13 protein-coding genes are annotated in these 16632 nt (G+C 67.4%); 7 read left to right on the top strand and 6 right to left on the bottom strand.

The genetic code is table 11. The features are described 5' to 3' along the window. The first annotated feature begins 146 nt into the window (after positions 1–146). Entirely contained in the window at positions 147–1517 is a 1371-nt protein-coding gene (locus KF689_00790; protein MBX3131905.1) for a sodium-dependent transporter, read from the top strand. Positions 1518–1541: 24 nt separating this feature from the next. After that, positions 1542–2945: a sodium:alanine symporter family protein gene (locus KF689_00785; GenBank protein ID MBX3131904.1), complete on the top strand. Its 1404-nt coding sequence runs from the start codon at positions 1542–1544 to the stop codon at positions 2943–2945. On the opposite strand, the gene KF689_00780 is transcribed toward KF689_00785, so the two are convergent. Genes KF689_00780 through KF689_00770 form a run of 3 tightly spaced genes read right to left on the bottom strand, consistent with a single transcriptional unit; the run spans position 2942 to position 7574 of the window. After that, positions 2942–3997 (bottom strand): 2-oxoacid:ferredoxin oxidoreductase subunit beta, encoded by a 1056-nt coding sequence (locus KF689_00780; protein ID MBX3131903.1) that lies wholly within the window; start codon positions 3995–3997, stop codon positions 2942–2944. The two genes, KF689_00785 and KF689_00780, sit on opposite strands and share 4 nt — an antisense overlap. Continuing rightward, positions 3994–5793 (bottom strand): 2-oxoacid:acceptor oxidoreductase subunit alpha, encoded by a 1800-nt coding sequence (locus tag KF689_00775; GenBank protein ID MBX3131902.1) that lies wholly within the window; start codon positions 5791–5793, stop codon positions 3994–3996. The genes KF689_00780 and KF689_00775 overlap by 4 nt, the downstream gene beginning before the upstream one ends. Then, positions 5790–7574: an FAD-dependent oxidoreductase gene (locus KF689_00770; GenBank protein MBX3131901.1), complete on the bottom strand. Its 1785-nt coding sequence runs from the start codon at positions 7572–7574 to the stop codon at positions 5790–5792. Before KF689_00770 ends, KF689_00775 begins: the two co-directional genes overlap by 4 nt. 195 nt (positions 7575–7769) lie before the next feature. Between KF689_00770 and KF689_00765 the strand changes: the two genes are divergently transcribed. Further along, the gene (locus KF689_00765; GenBank protein ID MBX3131900.1) at positions 7770–8513 is read left to right on the top strand and encodes a hypothetical protein; all 744 of its coding nucleotides are present in this window, start codon (positions 7770–7772) and stop codon (positions 8511–8513) included. A 24-nt stretch (positions 8514–8537) separates the two neighbouring features. Beyond that, positions 8538–8888 (top strand): DUF2200 domain-containing protein, encoded by a 351-nt coding sequence (locus tag KF689_00760; GenBank protein ID MBX3131899.1) that lies wholly within the window; start codon positions 8538–8540, stop codon positions 8886–8888. A gap of 31 nt (positions 8889–8919) precedes the next feature. On the opposite strand, the gene KF689_00755 is transcribed toward KF689_00760, so the two are convergent. Both KF689_00755 and KF689_00750 read right to left on the bottom strand, forming a co-directional pair. Next, the gene (locus KF689_00755) at positions 8920–9822 is read right to left on the bottom strand and encodes a universal stress protein (GenBank protein ID MBX3131898.1); all 903 of its coding nucleotides are present in this window, start codon (positions 9820–9822) and stop codon (positions 8920–8922) included. A gap of 135 nt (positions 9823–9957) precedes the next feature. Then, complete coding sequence (locus KF689_00750; protein ID MBX3131897.1) at positions 9958–11511, bottom strand: AbgT family transporter; 1554 nt, start codon at positions 11509–11511, stop codon at positions 9958–9960. Between the two features lie 160 nt (positions 11512–11671). Here KF689_00750 and KF689_00745 point away from each other — a divergent pair, with 160 nt between their 5' ends. The 3 genes from KF689_00745 to KF689_00735 all read left to right on the top strand — a co-directional run bounded on the left by KF689_00745 (position 11672) and on the right by KF689_00735 (position 14939). After that, on the top strand, positions 11672–12133 hold the full coding sequence (locus KF689_00745; GenBank protein MBX3131896.1) for a hypothetical protein: 462 nt from the start codon (positions 11672–11674) through the stop codon (positions 12131–12133). A gap of 707 nt (positions 12134–12840) precedes the next feature. Next, positions 12841–13221 carry a VOC family protein gene (locus tag KF689_00740; protein ID MBX3131895.1) on the top strand — a complete coding sequence of 127 codons (381 nt, stop codon included), beginning with the start codon at positions 12841–12843 and terminating at the stop codon, positions 13219–13221. A 23-nt stretch (positions 13222–13244) separates the two neighbouring features. Then, positions 13245–14939, top strand: a complete 1695-nt coding sequence (locus KF689_00735) for a hypothetical protein (protein ID MBX3131894.1) — start codon at positions 13245–13247, stop codon at positions 14937–14939. Positions 14940–14951: 12 nt separating this feature from the next. Here the strand turns inward: KF689_00735 and KF689_00730 are convergent, their stop codons facing one another. Next, the gene (locus KF689_00730) at positions 14952–16601 is read right to left on the bottom strand and encodes an amidase (GenBank protein ID MBX3131893.1); all 1650 of its coding nucleotides are present in this window, start codon (positions 16599–16601) and stop codon (positions 14952–14954) included. Positions 16602–16632: the final 31 nt, after the last annotated feature.

Here is a 16632-nt window from a genome sequence, read left to right as displayed (position 1 = left end):
GGCCCGCCCACATCCTATTTCCTTGACATCGCGCCGCGAAGCTCTAGGATAAGCGGGTCGCGTGCGCGTGCCGGGTCGGCGCGCCGACCGCCCGCTCCCACCGGGTGTCCCCCCGACCCCGCTCCCCGTGGGAGCGCAGAGAGCGTATGATCGCGTCCGACAGTCGTGGCGCCTGGGGTTCCAGGCTCGGGTTCATCCTCGCCGCCGCCGGATCGGCGGTTGGCCTCGGCAACATCTGGGGCTTCCCGATGCAGGTGGGACGGGGCGGCGGCGCGATGTTCGTGCTGCTGTACCTCATCTGCGTCTTCCTGGTCTGCTTCCCGATCCTCATCGCCGAGCTGGCGCTGGGCCGCGCCTCGGGCAAGTCGCCGGTGGAGGCCTTCGCATCCACGAAGCCGAACTCGCCCTGGTGGATCGTCGGCGCCATCGGCGTGATGGCCGGCGTCGGCATCCTCAGCTTCTACGCCGTCATCGCAGGCTGGACGCTCTCATATGTGTGGTACACGGCGACCGGCGCGGTGGTCGGCTCGCAGGAACAGATCGGCGCCTTCTTCGGTGCCTTCGTCGCCGACGGCAACAAGAACGTGGTGATGTCGCTGGCCGTGCTCGCGATCACCGCCGCCATCATCCTCGGCGGCGTGCAGAAGGGCATCGAGCGCGCGGCCAAGCTGATGATGCCGGCGCTGCTCGGCTTGCTGGCGCTGCTGGCACTCCGCGCCCTGACGCTTCCGGGCGCCGCCGAGGGATTGGCGTACTACCTCAAGCCCGACTTCAAGGAGATCAGCAACCCGATGGTCCTGAACGCCGCGCTCGGGCAGGCGTTCTTCTCGCTGTCGCTGGGTATGGGCGCGATGATCACCTACGGCAGCTATCTCTCCAAGTCCACCAATGCGGCGACGTCGGCGGCGTGGGTGGCCGTGCTCGACACCTCGGTGGCGCTGCTCGCCGGCTTCATCATCTTCCCCGCCGGCTTCTCGATCATCGGCTTCGATCCGTCGTCCAGCGGCCCGGGCCTGATCTTCGCGGTGCTGCCGCAGCTGTTCTCGACGATGCCGGGCGGCCAGCTCTTCGGCACGGCGTTCTTCGTGCTGCTCGGCCTGGCCGCGTTGACGAGCACCATCTCGCTGCTCGAGGTACCGACGGCGGCGCTGGTGGACCGCGGCTGGCCCCGCAAGAAGGCAGTGCTGGTGCTGACGGCGGTGATTATGGCGCTGGCCGTGCCCTCGGTGCTCTCGCAGGGCGCCGTGAGCTGGCTCTCCAGCGTGCCGGGCGTGGGGATGGACTTCCTCACCCTGATGGCAACGGTCTGGAACAACTGGGCGTTACCCATCGGCGGATTCTTCATCGCCATCTTCGTCGGCTGGGTCTGGGGCGCCGACAAGGCGATTCTCGAGCTCTCGGCCGAAGGGCAGCACTTCCCCGCCGCGAAGCTCTGGGCGGTGCTCATCCGCTGGGTGTGCCCGGTGGCGATTCTGTACGTGATCGTGATGACGGCGCGCGGCTTCTTTGCCGGCTGACCCTTTCTCCCCCCGAGACCCTCAATGAACGAGTTGACTGGCAGGATCGAAGCGATCGACGCGTGGGTGTGGCAGCCCTTCGTGATGCCGCTGGTGCTGCTCATCGTCGGTGGCTGGCTCAGCTACCGCACGGGTTTCGTGCAGGTGCGGCGCTTTGGCACCTCGGTGAAGATGTCGCTGGGCGGGATGTTCTCGAAGGGCGGCAAGGAAGGGACGATCTCGTCCTTCCAGGCGCTCTCCACCGCGCTGGCCGCTACCGTCGGCAACGGCAACATCGGCGGCGTCGCCACCGCCATCCTCATCGGCGGCCCCGGCGCGATCTTCTGGATGTGGATGGTGGCGACGGTCGGGATGGCGACCAAGTATTCCGAAGCCGTGCTCGGCGTGCACTTCCGCGTGCGCACGGCGGCGGGCGAGCTCGCCTCCGGCCCGATGTACTACATCCAGGAAGGCATCCCCAACAAGACGCTGGGTCGCTGGCTGGCGCTGGCCTTCGCGTTCTTCGGGATGTGCGCGGCGCTGTTCGGCACCGGCAATATGGCGCAGTCCAACACCGTGGCGCGCACCTTCGTCAGCGCGATGGATTCGATCTTCAACGTGTCGGTGGGCACCTGGGTGCCGGGCCTGCTCATCACGGTGATGGTCGGCCTGGTGCTGCTGGGCGGCATCAAGCGCATCGCGGCGACGGCCGAGAAGCTGGTGCCGGCGATGATCGTGCTCTACCTGCTCGTGACCATCGCGTTCATCCTGATGAACGTGACCAAGCTGCCTGGCGTGCTGTTGATGATCGTCCAGGAAGCGTTCACGCCGACATCGGCGGTGGGCGGCTTCGCCGGCGCGTCGGTGGCCAAGGCAATCCAGATCGGCGTCAGCCGCGGCGTGCTCTCCAACGAAGCCGGCCTCGGCTCCTCGCCGATCGCGCACGGCATCGCCGACGTGAAGCACCCGGTCGAACAGGGCACGGTGGGCGTGTTCGAAGTGTGGATCGACACCATCGTCGTCTGCACGGCCACGGCCTTCGTCATCCTCGAGTCCGGGCTGTGGACGGACGTCGCCTTCCAGGGCGCCAGCGGTGACCTCACGGCGGCGGCACTGAGCACGCAGGTGCCCTTCGCCTCGGGCATCGTGGCGCTGTGCTCCTTCCTCTTCGCCTTCTCGACGCTGATCGGCTGGTGCTACTACGGCGAGAAGTGCTTCGAGTTTATGTTCGGCTCGTCGATGGTGAAGGCCTACCGCGCGATTTTCGTGGCGCTGATCATGGTGGGCGCGGTGATCTCGGTGCCGCTGGTGTGGGCGCTGGGCACGCTGCTCAACGGCTTTATGGCGCTGCCGAACCTCATCGGCCTCGCCTTCCTTTCCGGCACTGTCGCCAAGCTGACGATCGACTACTTCTCGGGCAAGAAGGAGATGGCGGTCAAGGACATCTAGCGGTAGCGCGGCATCAGGGCATCCAACGCCGCCTTGCCCGGACACAACTGTTCGAAGGGAATGTCAACGAGCGGGGTAGGCACGGTCTTCAAGTGATCGTGCATATCCCGCCCGTTTTCGTCTACGAACAACAGTCCGGTGGCGATCTCGTTCCGCGCCTGGCAGGCCCGCACGTGCGCGTAGGCCGACTCCCGGTTGGTGGGATCGTAGTCGGCCGCAGTCGAACGCAGCCGCACGCGGCCACCGTCGTGCAGTTCCACCGTGCGCACCTCCTCGCCCGTCTCGGGCAAGGTGATCTCGCGCTTGAGCGGGATGAAGTCCGCCTGCACCGCCTCGATCTCGTGCTCGCGCGTGTAGGCGTAGCTCTTGGTCGAGCCGTCGTGGTCGTTGAAGCTCACGCAGGGCGAGATCACGTCCACCAGCGCCAAGCCCTTGTGCGCGATGGCCGCCTTGAGGATGGGCACGAGCTGCCGCTTGTCGCCGGAGAACGAACGCGCGACGAAGGTACCGCCGAGCGTGAGCGCGAGCAGCACCGGGTCGATCGGCGCCTGTTCGTTGGCCTCGCCTTTCTTGCTGGTGCTGCCCACATCGGCGGAAGCGGAGAACTGGCCCTTGGTGAGCCCGTACACGCCGTTGTTCTCGATCACGTACAGCATATTCACGTTGCGGCGGATGGCGTGCGAGAGCTGGCCGAGTCCGATCGAGAGCGAGTCGCCGTCGCCGGAGATGCCGATGTAGGTGAGCCCCTTGTTCGCCGCGGCCGCGCCCGTCGTCACCGAGGGCATCCGCCCGTGCACGGAGTTGAAGCCGTGCGACTGCTTCATAAAGTAGGCCGTGGTCTTGGACGAGCATCCGATGCCGCTCATCTTGGCCGCGCGGTGCGGCTCGAGCTCCAGCTCCCAGGCGGCCTGCACCAGCGCGGCGGTCACGGAGTCGTGGCCGCAGCCGGCGCAGAGGGTGCTCATCGCGCCCTCGTAGTCGCGCAGGGTGAGCCCGAGGCCGTTGGTGCGCGCAGTAGGATGCTTGACCGGTGGCTTGGCGATGGACGTCACGCGGGCACCTCCGCGAGGTGGGCCTTCACGGCGCTGACGACCTTGCCGGCGGTAAGCGGCAATCCGGCGTAGTCGAGGATGGGGATCATCGTGTCGCGCGTGACGCCGAGTTCGATCTGCAGCAGGCTGCGCAACTGCGCGTCGCGGTTCTGTTCGATGACGAACGTGTGCTCGTGGCGGCCGAGGAACGTGCGCACGTCGGCGTTGAACGGGAAGCCGCGGATGCGCATATAGTCGGTGTGGATGCCTTCGGCGCGCAGGAGGTCAGCCGCCTCGAGCACCGCCGCCTCGCAGCCACCTATCGTGACCAGCGCGACCTCAGCGCCGGCCTGGTGCGAGATCAGCGGCTTGGGCACGTGGTCTGCCGCGCCCTCGAACTTGCGCCGGAGCCGGTCCACGAGCTCTTGGTAGGCCTCGGCGTCCTCGGTGTAGAGCCCGTGCTTGTCGTGCCCCGAGCCGCGCACAAAGTACGCGCCCTTGCCACCCACGCCCGGCAGCGTGCGCGCGGCGATGCCGTCGCCGTCCACGTCGAGGTAGCGCGAGAAACGTTCGATCTTCTTCAGCGCGTCGGCGTCGAGCACCTTGCCGCGGTCCGGCCGGTAGCTGTCGTCCCAGTCGAAGCGCTTCACCATCCAGTCGTTCATCCCGATGTCGAGGTCGCTGGCCACGAACACCGGCGTCTGGAAGCGCTCGGCGAGGTCAAAGGCCTGCACCGTCATCTCGAAGCACTCGCGCGGGTCGGCGGGGAAGAGGATCAGATGCTTGGTGTCGCCGTGCGAGGCGTAGGCCAGCGAGAGCAGGTCGGCCTGCTGCGTGCGCGTCGGCATCCCCGTCGCCGGCCCGCAGCGCTGCACGTCGATGAACACCGCCGGAATGTCCGTGTAGTACGCCAGCCCGATGAACTCCTGCATCAGCGAGATGCCGGGGCCGGAGGTGTTGGTGAAGGCGCGCGCACCCGCCCAGCCCGCGCCGATGACGATGCCTGCCGCGGCGAGTTCATCCTCCGCCTGCAGGATGGCGTACTTGTGCAGCCCGGTGGCTTTGTCCACGCGATACTTCGCGCAGAACGCCGAGAACTGCTCCATCAATGCCGTCGCCGGCGTGATCGGATACCAGGCGCCGACGGTGGCACCGGCGTAGACCGCTCCCAGCGCGGCAGCGGCATTGCCGTCGATCAGGATGCAGTCACCGGTCTTGTCCATCGGCTCCAGGTGGAACGGCAGCGGGCAGTCGTAGTGCGCGGCGGCATAGTCGAAGCCCAGCGCGAAAGCCTTGTGATTGGCATCGAGCAGCTTGGGCTTCTTGCCGAACTTCTCGCTGAGCATCGTCTCGACGATCGCCGTGTCGATCTTGAGCAGCGCCGCGAGCGCGCCGGCGTAGGCGATGTTGCGCAGCAGCGTGCGGTCGCGGTCGCCGTCGAAGCTCTCCACGCACATCCGTCCGAAGGGCACGCCCAAGATCGTGATGCCTTCGCGGACGAGGTCGGGGTCGAGCGGCCAGGACGAGTCGTACAGGAGATAGCCGCCGGGACGCACGCTCGCGACGTCCTTGGCGTAGGTTGCGGGATTGAGCGCGACCACAAGATCCAGTGCCGACGGACGGGCGCGATAGCCGTCCTTGCTCACACGGATCTCGTACCAGGTGGGCAGGCCCTGGATGTTGGACGGGAACAGGTTCTTGCCCGTGACCGGGATGCCCATCCGGAAGATGGCCTGCATCAGCAGGCCGTTGGCGCTGGCCGAGCCGGTGCCGTTGACCGTACCCATCTTGAACGCGAAGTCGTTGACGCCGCTCATCGGGCCACCATCCCGGCGTAGGCCAGCTTGAGGTCGAAGGTACGCATATCCCAGGCCGCGGTGGGGCAGCGCTCCGCGCAGAGCCCGCAATGCAGGCAGACATCCTCGTCCTTGACCATCACGCGCTTCGTCTGCGGCAGTGCATCGGAGACGTAGATGTCCTGCGTGGTGTTCAGGGCGGGCGCCGAGAGCCGCGTGCGCAACTCGGCTTCCGAGCTGCCGTTCGTCGTGATGGTGAGGCAGCTCGTGGGGCAGACGTCCACGCAGGCATCGCACTCGATGCACAGCGGCGCAGTGAAGTGCGTCTGCACGTCGCAGTTGAGGCAACGGCCTACTTCGGCTGCGGTCTGCTCCGGCGTGAAGCCGAGTTCGACCTCGACCGTGATATCGGCAAAGCGTTTGGTGAGGTCCTCGTGCGTCATCTTGGCGCGCTTGGCCGTTTCGTAGTCGTTGTCGTAGGCCCAGGAATGCATCCCGACCTTCGACGAGACCAGCGTCATTCCCACCGGCGGGCGCTCGGTGACGGGGATGCCCTGGCAGCGGTTGTGGATGGAGATGGCGGCGGCGTGACCGTGCGCCACGGCCCAGATGATGTTCTCGGGGCCCCAGGCCGCATCGCCGCCGAAGAAGACGCCGGAGCGCGTGCTCTGGTGCGTGACCTTGTCCACGACCGGCATATCCCACTTGGGGTCGAACTCGATGCCGATGTCGCGCTCGATCCACGGGAACGCATTGTCCTGTCCGATCGCGAGGATCACCGCGTCGCAGGGAATGATCGCCGTGCCCGTCACCGTGCTCACCTGGCGGCCGTTGGAATCGACGCTCCACTCCAGCTGCTCGAACTCCATCCCCACGAGCTTGCCACTCTCGTACACAAAGCGCTTGGGCGCGTGGTTCTCGATGATCTCGACCAGCTCCTCTTCGGCGTCCTCGAGTTCCCAAGGCGAGGCCTTGAAGTGCTTGCGTCCGCGCCGCGCGATGACCTTCACGTCCGTCGCACCGACGCGCTTGGCCGTGCGGCAGCAGTCCATCGCCGTGTTGCCGACGCCGATGATGAGCACCCGCGGCTCGATTCTCTTGAGGTGCCCGAAGTGGATGTTGGCCAGCCACTCGATGCCGATGTGGATCTGCTCGGGCGCATCCCAGCGTCCGGGGATGTCGAGCTCCTTGCCCTTGGGCGCGCCGCTGCCGACGAAGACGGCGTCATAGCCCTGCGCCAAGAGCTCCTTGAGGCTGTCGATGGGCGTGTCGTAGCGCATCGTCGCGCCCATCCGGATCACGTAGTCGCATTCTTCGTCGAGCACCTGCGCCGGCAGGCGGAAGGCCGGGATGTTGATGCGCATCAGGCCGCCCGGCTGGGCGTTCTTCTCGAAGATCGTCACGTCGTAGCCGAGCGGCAGCAGGTCGTTGGCGACCGTGAGCGAGGCCGGGCCCGCGCCGACCATCGCGATGCGCTTGCCGTTCTTCTTCGCTGGCGCTTTCGGAAGCCGGTCGGTGATGTCGCCGCGGAGATCGGCCGCGACGCGCTTCAGGCGGCAGATGGCGACCGGCTTCTCCTCCACGCGACCGCGGCGGCAGGCCGGCTCGCAGGGGCGGTCGCAGGTGCGGCCGAGGATGCCGGGGAAAACGTTGGACTCGCGGTTCAGCAGGTACGAGTCGTCGTAACGGCCCTGCGCAATCAAACGCAGATAGCCGGGGACGTTGGTGTGGGCCGGACAGGCCCACTGGCAGTCCACGACCTTATGGTAGTAGCGCGGATCCGAGACGTCCGTTGCAGCCATTCGGCGCCATTCCTTCGGGAGGAGGTCTAGCAAGGTTCGCCTCTCTGGGGGCGGTCGGCAAGGAGGGGATTCTCCGGTCCACCGTGGGGGGTGTCCTGGCGGCAGGCGCGAACCCCGCGCCGACACTCGGGGTATTGGAGATCATCTCTCTCGCGTTCGCGAGATCTCGCTCCCGCGCCCCCACCGCCCCACATCGTGCATCCCGTTTTCGCCGCTACCGCGACGTTGTTCGCGCTCGCCCTGCTGTCCGCTCCGGCCGCCGCCCAGCGGGCCACCGACCGCAACCCAGACGTCCCCGAACCCCTGCTCTTCGATCTCGTCCGGGGGCTCGGCGCCCGCAAGGGCGAGGTCGAGGTCAACGCCCTCGTCAGGCACGACTTCAAGTCCGGTCGCGACAAGTTCTATTGGAATCCCGAAGTGGAGTGGATCGTTGCTGACGGCGTCGGTCTCGAGATCGAACTCGCGATGGACCGCGGTCACGTGGAGGCGGTGAAGCTGATGACGCAGCTGACCTTTGGTACGCCCCTGCCCGGCCGCTACATCCACGGCACGCAGGTCATCGGCGAGCGTTCCGGCATCGACGACGGCTACGACATCTCCCTGCTATACGTGGGCGCGCTGCGCTTCACGCCGACGTGGAGCCTGTCGTTCCTGCAGGGCGCCAAGTACGGCGCCGGCCTGCTCGACCGCAGTGAGGAGTACTGGGCCTGGCTTGGCAACGCGACGCTCTTCGCCGAGTTGCCGAAGGTCACGCTCGGGCTGGAGGTGAACGTGGAGAGTCCGCGCACCGACAACCCGACCATTAGATTGATTCCGCAACTGCATTGGCATCGTGGCGCTTGGGCCGCGCAGGGCGGCATCGGCATCGCGGCCAGCGCGGGGACGCAGCAGTCGTTCGCGGCGTTCCGACTGGTGCACACGTTCCAAGGCGGGCACTAGCCGCCACGCCGGCGAGGAGACGCAATGCCCCCGCACCGCATCTACGCGATGAAGTTCTCCGGCGTCTACCCGCACCTCGTGCACAAGGCCGAGCGCAAGGGACGCAGCAAGGACGAAGTCGACGAGGTCATCCGCTGGCTCACCGGCTACGACCAGACCGGCCTCGACCGCGCGCTCGCCGCCGGCGCCAGCGTCAAGGAGTTCTTCGCCGGCGCGCCGCGGATGCATCCCAAGCGCAAGTTGATCACCGGCGTAGTCTGCGGCGTCCGGGTGGAGGAGGTCGAGGATCCGCTGATGAAGAAGATCCGGCAGTTGGACAAGCTCGTTGACGAGTTGGCCAAGGGACGGCCGATGGAGAAGATCCTGCGGGCGTAGAGCTCAGCGCGCAGTACCGCATCCAACGACGTTAGTTGCTCGCGGCTCCACTCGGCACGACAAGCACCGGCATCGGCGCAGTGCGAATCAGCTTGTCTGCCACGCTCCCGACCACGGCGCGCTGCACGCCGCTCAGCCCCTGCGTCGCCAACGCGATCAGGGACGCGTCGTGCTTGGCAGCGTGCGCCACGATTCCCCGCCCCACGTTCGCCGTCACCGCCGTCTCAACCTCCACGGAACGCGCCGGCGTCCGGTGCCGCTGCGCCAGCGGCTCGAGGTACTCGGCGCAGAGGTCCCGTTCGGCGGGCGAAGGGAAGCTCTTGGCACCCATCGCCATCACTGGGTTCAGGACGCTCAGCAAGGTTAGTGACACGGGAGTCTGTCCCACAAGCGCCGCCACCGCGTCGAGCGCACGCTCGGCATTCGGCGAGCCGTCGAGCGCCACGAGCACCCGAGGGAACAGCGCTGCGCCTGGCTCCGGCGCACTCACGCCGCGGGCGCCCCGCACCAGCAGCAGCGGCGCGGGCAGGTCGCGCAGCACGGCGTCGGTCACGCTGCCGAGCCAGAGGCGTTCGAAGCCACCCTTGCCGTGCGTGCACATCACAATCAGCCCGATACGGTTCTCCCGCGCGTATGCCGCAATCTCCGCCGCGGCGCGTCCGCTGCGGAACTCCAACTCAATGGACACCGCCGTCTGTTTGCGCGCGCGCTTGGCGATGCGCTCCACCGCCTTGCGATCCTCGGCAAGCCAGGCCTCGTCCACGGACGGGTCGCGCGTCGGACGCGCGATGTGCACGAACGGCTGCGTGCTCGGTGCCGCGACGTGCAGCAGGTGCAATCGTGCGTTGTGCTGTTCTGCCACGGGAATGGCGTAGGCCAGCGCACGTGCGCTGAGCGGGGAGCCGTCAAGCGGAACGAGAATGTCGGAATACATAGGCGCCTCCTAGGACCGCATCGGTCAGAAGGACCGCCGCGAGCGGCGACGGTCCTTCTGCCAATGTGTACCCCAGCCTTCGCCCGGGGTGTCCGGCAATTCACCCATCCGCTGCGGTGGAATGGCGCACAAGGCCTAGGGGTAGGTATAGCTCGCGCCGAGCCCCAGCGGATAGCCCGAGAGCCAGAACCCGATCAGGAACGCCGTCCACACCACCAGCAGCGTGACGGAGTACGGCAGCATCATCGCGACCAAGGTGCCGATGCCGCTGGACTTCACGTAGCGGCGGCAGAACACGACGATGAGCGGGAAGTACGGCAGCAGCGGCGTGATGATGTTGGTGGACGAGTCGCCGACGCGGTACGCCGCCTGCGTAAGGTCGGGCGAGACGCCCAGCTCCATCAACATCGGCACCATCACGGCGCCGATCAGCGCCCACTTCGCAGACGCCGAGCCCACGAGCAGGTTCACGAAGCCGGAGAGGAACACGATGCCCACGAGCGTCGCGGCCATCGGCAGGCCGAAATCCCGGAGGGCTTGCGCGCCCTTGACGGCGAGCAGGGCCCCGATGTTGCTCTGGCCGAAGGCATAGATGAACTGCGCGCAGAAGAACGCCATCACCACGTAGTAGCCCATCCCGCTCATCGCCTTGGCCATCGCTGCGATCACGTCACGGTGCGTCTTCACGGTGCCGGCGGCGTATCCGAACACGACGCCGGGGATGAGGAAGAACACAAAGATCAGCCCGACGATACTCTGCATCAGCGGCGCACGGGAGTGCGTCAACTCGCCGGTGTCGGCGAAGCGCCACGGCGAGGTCTCGGGCAGCAGCGACCAAATGAATAGCCCCAGCGCGACCAGCATCGCCAATGCGGAGAAGCCGAGGCCGCGCTTCTCCTCACTGGTGAGATCCTCGAAGGTCGAGATCTCCGACGCGTCGCCATCCACCTCCGTGCGCCGCAGTCGCGGCTCGATCACCAAGTCCGTGAGGATCCAGCCGACGGCCACGATGAGAAACGTCGAGGCCGTCGTGAAGTAGTAGTTGTTGAGCGGATTGATGACGACGCTTGGGTCGCGCAGTTGGGCGGCCGTCTGCGTGAGGCCGGCCAGCAGCGGGTCGAGGCTGGAGGGCACGAAGTAGGTCGCCGAGAACCCGCCGGAGACGCCGGCGAAGGCGGCGGCGATGCCGGCGAGCGGGTGACGGCCTGCCGCGTAGAAGATGATGCCGCCCAGCGGGATGACGAGCACGTAGCCCGCATCCACCGCGACGTGGCTGAGCACGCCCACCGAGATTACCGACGGGGTGAGCAGCGCCCGCGGCGTGATGGACAGCGCGGCCCGCAGTGATGCCTTGATGAACCCCGTATGCTCCGCGACGCCGAGGCCCAGCATCGCGACGAGCACGACGCCCAGTGGCGGGAAGTTCACGAAGGTGCGGACCATCTCCGCCATAAACGTCGTGAGCGACCGGCCCTCCAGCATATTGCGGATCTCGATCGGCGCGTTGCTGCGCGGGTCGACGTCCGTGAACGCGACCCCCGAGAGCAGCCACGAGGCCACCCAAGTGATCAGCATCGCGAGCAGGAAGAGCATCGCGGGATCCGGCAGCTTGTTGCCCACGCGCTCGACGGCATCGAGGGCGCGGTTCAGCCAGCCGCGAGGGGGCGTCGCCTGCGTGGGTGCGGTCATCCGGGGGGCTCGGGTTGGGGTGCGGGAGAAGATACCGCGTGAGCGACGTGAGGTCGCAGTGGGATCAACCGTTCATCCCCAACTTGCAGAGCACAGCGGAGAGGGACAAGATTGCGGCGCGCCGACGACGGCGCAGCGCATTCGCCCGAGGAGTGTGGACGTGGACGAGCAGGCACTGTTTACCAAGTTCTGGACGCACGAGACGGCGACGACCGGTAAGGTGATCGCGCGCATTCCGGAAAGGTCCGACTATCGGCCCGACCCGAAGTCGCGCACCGCGCAGCAGATCGCGTGGCAGATCTTCTGCGAGGAGAAGATGATCATCGAAGCGCTGGAGACGGGGAAGGCGGACTGGGCGCCGCCGCCGATGCCCGCGACGATGCGTGAGATCATCGCTGCCTACGAACACCAGAGCGCCGGAATGCCCCAGCGCTGGCGCGATCTGCCGCCGGAGCGCTGGAACGGCACGCTCGAGTTCTTCGGGAACCAGCGGCCGGCGGCGCCGATGGCCTGGAGCTTCCTGTTCGACCTCGTGCATCATCGCGGACAAATCACCACGTATCTAAGGCCGATGGGATCTACCGTGCCGCAGATCTACGGGCCGAGCGGCGATGAGCCGTAGCGGTTCCCGCAGTGTGGGCAGCGCAGGCCACGAGGATCAGGACCCGTGGCGAACATTGCGACGAACGGCCGCTCTCGCATCGCGATACCCCGCGGACGCAGAGGACTTGCTCCACGATGCGCTGCTTGCCGCCGTCCGGGCAGATCGCGCAGACCTGACGAGCGAAGCGAACCAACGTTGGCTCGTCGGCACGATTCGGCACCTTGGGGCGATGCACGCACGCAGCGCCCACCGCCGACGCGTGCGTGAGGACGCGTGGAGTGCGCAACGCGACAGTGATGCCGAGCGCGACGTGGTGGAAGCACTCGCCCGCGCCGAGCGCCGGACCCCAGCCGCGTGGTGCGCTCACCCTGCCATCGCGACGCTGCCTCCGGCCCTCCGCGCCGTCGCCCAGCTTGCACTCGCGGGACACGATCGCGACGAGATCGCCTGGCCGATCCGGCAACGCTGCGGCAGCGTATTCGAGCACTCCGCAAGCGATTGCTGCACAAGGGCTTGGATGTCACGCAGGATGAATCAGGCTCACTCCCCGTCAGCTTGATCCGCCGAGCCCTGCTTCCCATCGTGCGCCACCGTAGGGGCGTCGGCACCGTCGATCCCGATGGCCACCTGATTGCGCTCGGGTCAGCCGATGCTCACGTTCTGCCGGTCGGCGGCAACAGAGAGATGGGCACATCGGCCCATCACCCTTCGCTTGGAGCTCGCCCGTGATTCCGTCACCTCGCATCGGCAACCTGTTCTTCTATGTCTCGGACATCGACCGCACCGAGCGATTCTATCGCGATGTCATCGGCCTGAACATCGAGCGGATGCCGGACGACGGCGAAGGCCGGCCGTGGCTGAACGCGCCCATCCCTGGCAACGTGGATTTGATCTTCTTCTTCGGCGAAGTGCGGCCGGGCAACTCACCGATTGTCGTCTTCGACCTCCGCGAAGGCGGTATCGACGGCGCGGTGCAGCGCCTGGCCTCGGCGGGGACCAAGATCATCACGCCCGTGAGCCACGCCCCCGGCGGATGGTCGGCCGAGTTCGCAGATCCCGATGGATACGTGCTCTCGATGTATCAGACAGCGGAGCAACCACGATAGGCATCGTCGATGAACCCCAGCGCGTGACCACACCGCCCCCTGCCAGCTACCGCCACGCGCACTGGTACTTCCTCGCGGCGCTGGCAGTCGTCGCCGCGGGATTCTGGCAGTCGTTCGTCCGCCCGATGGGCGGCGGGAGTGCTGCGCACACGATGCACGGCATCACGGCGACGCTGTGGGTCGTGGCGCTGGCGCTGCAGTCGTGGCTGATGTCGCGCGGCTTGGTGCGCTGGCACCGGCGCGTGGCGTACGGGGCACTGGTCCTGCTGCCGGTGATGGTGGTCTCTGCGCTGCAGATGGTGGCGATGATGTTCGCCAATCCGAATATTCCGCCGTTCCTGCCGCCGCTGCTGGCCTTCATCGACCTCCCGATGCTCGCCTTCCTCGTGCTGTTGGTGGTGCTGGCCCTGCGCAACATCCGGCGCCCCGCCGCACACAAGCGCCTGATGGCGGCGACGGTCCTGCTGGGATTCCCCCCCGCGCTCACACGGCTCTACGCGTCGCTCGGCGCCGACTTTATGGTGGCGCTGCACGGCAGCTTCGTGACCGCCGAGGTCATCCTCGTTGCGTTGATCATCGCGGACCGACGCGCCGGCGAGCGACGCCTCGCGTATCCGATGTCGCTGGGGTTCTTCGTGCTGGTGCACGCGTTGATGGTGCCGGTGGGGTTCAGCGCAGCTTGGGCGCGCGTGATGTCGTCGTACGTGCAGCTGGTTACCGGCGCGGTGCGCGAGCCGTCGCTGAGCCTGCGCCTCGTCAGTGAGACGGCGCTCGAAGACTCCGGGCGCACCGCCTTAGGCGCGATCGGCGGCTTCAACGTGACGGATGCCGGCGAGTACCTCGTCGCCGATCGCCAGCGCGGGAGTCTGGTGGTCTTCGATGCGGACGGCCGCCGGCTTCGCGAGATCGGACGGCGCGGCGAAGGCCCGGGAGAGTGGAGCGCGGGCCCGTACGGCGTGATGCGCTACGACGAACGGCACTGGGCCGTCAGCGACGGCACGCGGCTCAAGGTGCTCGAGCTCGCGCGGCCGCGCGAGGCGTGGATCCGAACACAGGGTCCGATGACGGCCGCATTCGCTGCGTATGACGGCGTCATCTATGCCAGGAACGTTGACCGTGATCGCCGCAGTTCCATCGCGCGATACCGCAACGCGTCGGACTCGCTCGAGTACGGCGGCCCCTTTCCCAGCCAACTCGGTCGCAGCCGCATCGTGGATATGATGCTCACATTCGTCGCTGCGGCGCCCGTCGGCGACGACCGGATTGCGGTCTTCATCCAAGGCTCGGACTACCTCTTCGTCGGGCCGTTTGGCGGGCCGTACGACAGCGTGCACGTCCCAGCCATCGCGCGGCGCGGCGCGATGCGTGACCTGCTCGACGCGGTGCGCGACGACGACCCCGAATCGGGGATGCGCGCGGCCTACAAAGCGTCATTCCCCTTCCGGCTGCGCGCGCTCTCCGACGGCCGGATCGCGATCGTCACCCTCGACCAGGAGTTTCTCGGCGACCGGATGTCGGGTAGCCTGCAGGTCGCCGTGGTCAAACTCGGCATCGGCGTCAGCTGCGGGGAGGTGACGGTGCCGGTAGACACCGATCCGCAGCCTTGGGTCGAGTTCCGCGGGGACACCCTGCTCGTGTTCTCGCACGACGTGGACGAGCACCGAGGCGAGGCGCAGCCGATGGTGCGGCGCTTCGCGTTCGACATCGAGCGCTGCTGACGCGGGAAGCGTTCAGTCCCGCGTCGAGCGTCCCGGCAACGGCGGCACCACCGGACTCGGCCGCCGGTGCTTCGTCGCCTGCTCGTACGCGTACCCGAAGCCCAGCAGCTGCGCCTCCGTGAACGGCCGCCCGAGGAACTCGAGCCCCGCCGGCAGTCCGTCCACCGTGAAGCCCATCGGCACCGTCAGCGCGGGCCAGCCGAGCGTCGGGCTCAAGCCACGGTTGTCGCCCAAGCTGTAGCGGTCGTTCGGCCGCGGGTTGGTCAGCACATCGTTCGCGATGAGCATCGGCGCGGCGTCGTAGGTCGCGTAGATCAGGGCATCAAGCCGGTGCTCGGCCATCAGCTGTAGCATCGCCACGCGGAACTCCTCGCGGCGGCGCAGCATCGTGCCGAAGCCGGGCTCGTCCACCGAGCGCCCGATGGACCCGATCAGCGAGCGTGCGCGCCAGGGGTTCACCTCGCCTGCGAGGATGATCTCGCGCAACGTCTTGTACGGCGCGTTCGGGTGCTGCGCGAGGTACGCGTCCGTCGCGGCCTCGGTCTCATAGTCGTTGCCGCCGGCACCTTGTACGCGCGGCACGCTGAGCGAGTCCACGATGTCAGCGCCGAGCGCGCGCAACTGCGCGATGGATGCCTCGAAGAGCGGACGCACCTTCGCGAACTCGGCGGCGTTCTCGCGCGTGACGCTGTCGCGACGGGCGAGGGCCGTGTCGGCGCGCAGCAGCGAGTCGCGCGCCGGCGTGCGGGTGAGCGCGGTGTCGCGCGGGATGCGCAGCACCCCGATGCGCGCGCCGCGTAGGGCGTCCGTGGACAGCGCGTGCGCGTAGGATGACGGTACCTGTCCGACGGTATAGGCCGTGATCGGATCCTTCGGGTCGTAGCCGGCGATGACGTCCAGCACTGCAGCGGCATCGGCCACCGTGCGCGTCATCGGGCCCATCGTGTCCTGCGTCGGCGAGGCTGGCATCATCCCGTGGCGGCTGACGAGCTGCAGCGTGGGGCGCAGGCCGACGAGTGAGCTGACAGCCGCGGGGCCACGAATTGAGCCACCGGTGTCCTCGCCGATGCCGACGAGACCGAAGTTGGCGGCGACGCCCGTCGCCGAACCGCCTGAGGAACCGCTCGGGTTGCGACGGGGATCGTAAGCGTTGCGGATGATGCCAGAGCCCGAGCCCACGTAGCGCTGCGCGAACTCGCCCATCGTGGTCTTGGCGAGGATGATCGCGCCGGCGTCCTGCAAACGAGTGACGATCGTCGCATCACGTTGCGGCACGAAGTCCTTGAACAACGCCGAGCCGTAGGTGGTGCGCATCGACTTGGTCTCGACCTGGTCCTTCACCAGCACCGGCACGCAGTGCAGCGGACCGCGGGTGGCACCGCTGCCTGCGACTGCATCAAGCGAGTCTGCGATCGCCAGCGCCCGCGGATGCAGCGTCTGGATGGCGTTGAGCGCCGGGCCGCGCTTGTCGTACGCAGCGATGCGGTCGAGGTACGCTTGCACGAGCGCTCGGCAGCTGAGCCGCCCCGCCGCGAGCTCGGTGTGTACGCCGGCGATCGTTGCCTCGGTGACGTCAAAACGCGACTGTTGAGCGACCGCTGCAACCGGTGCGCCCAGCAGCCCGACAAGCACGGCAAGTCCTACGCGGAACGCTGACGTCATCACGATCTGCCTCGTCGGCTCAGGGCCAAAG

The organism is Gemmatimonadaceae bacterium (assembly GCA_019637355.1).
GTDB lineage: Bacteria > Gemmatimonadota > Gemmatimonadetes > Gemmatimonadales > Gemmatimonadaceae > Pseudogemmatithrix.
This window is presented reverse-complemented; position numbering and strand designations above follow the sequence as displayed.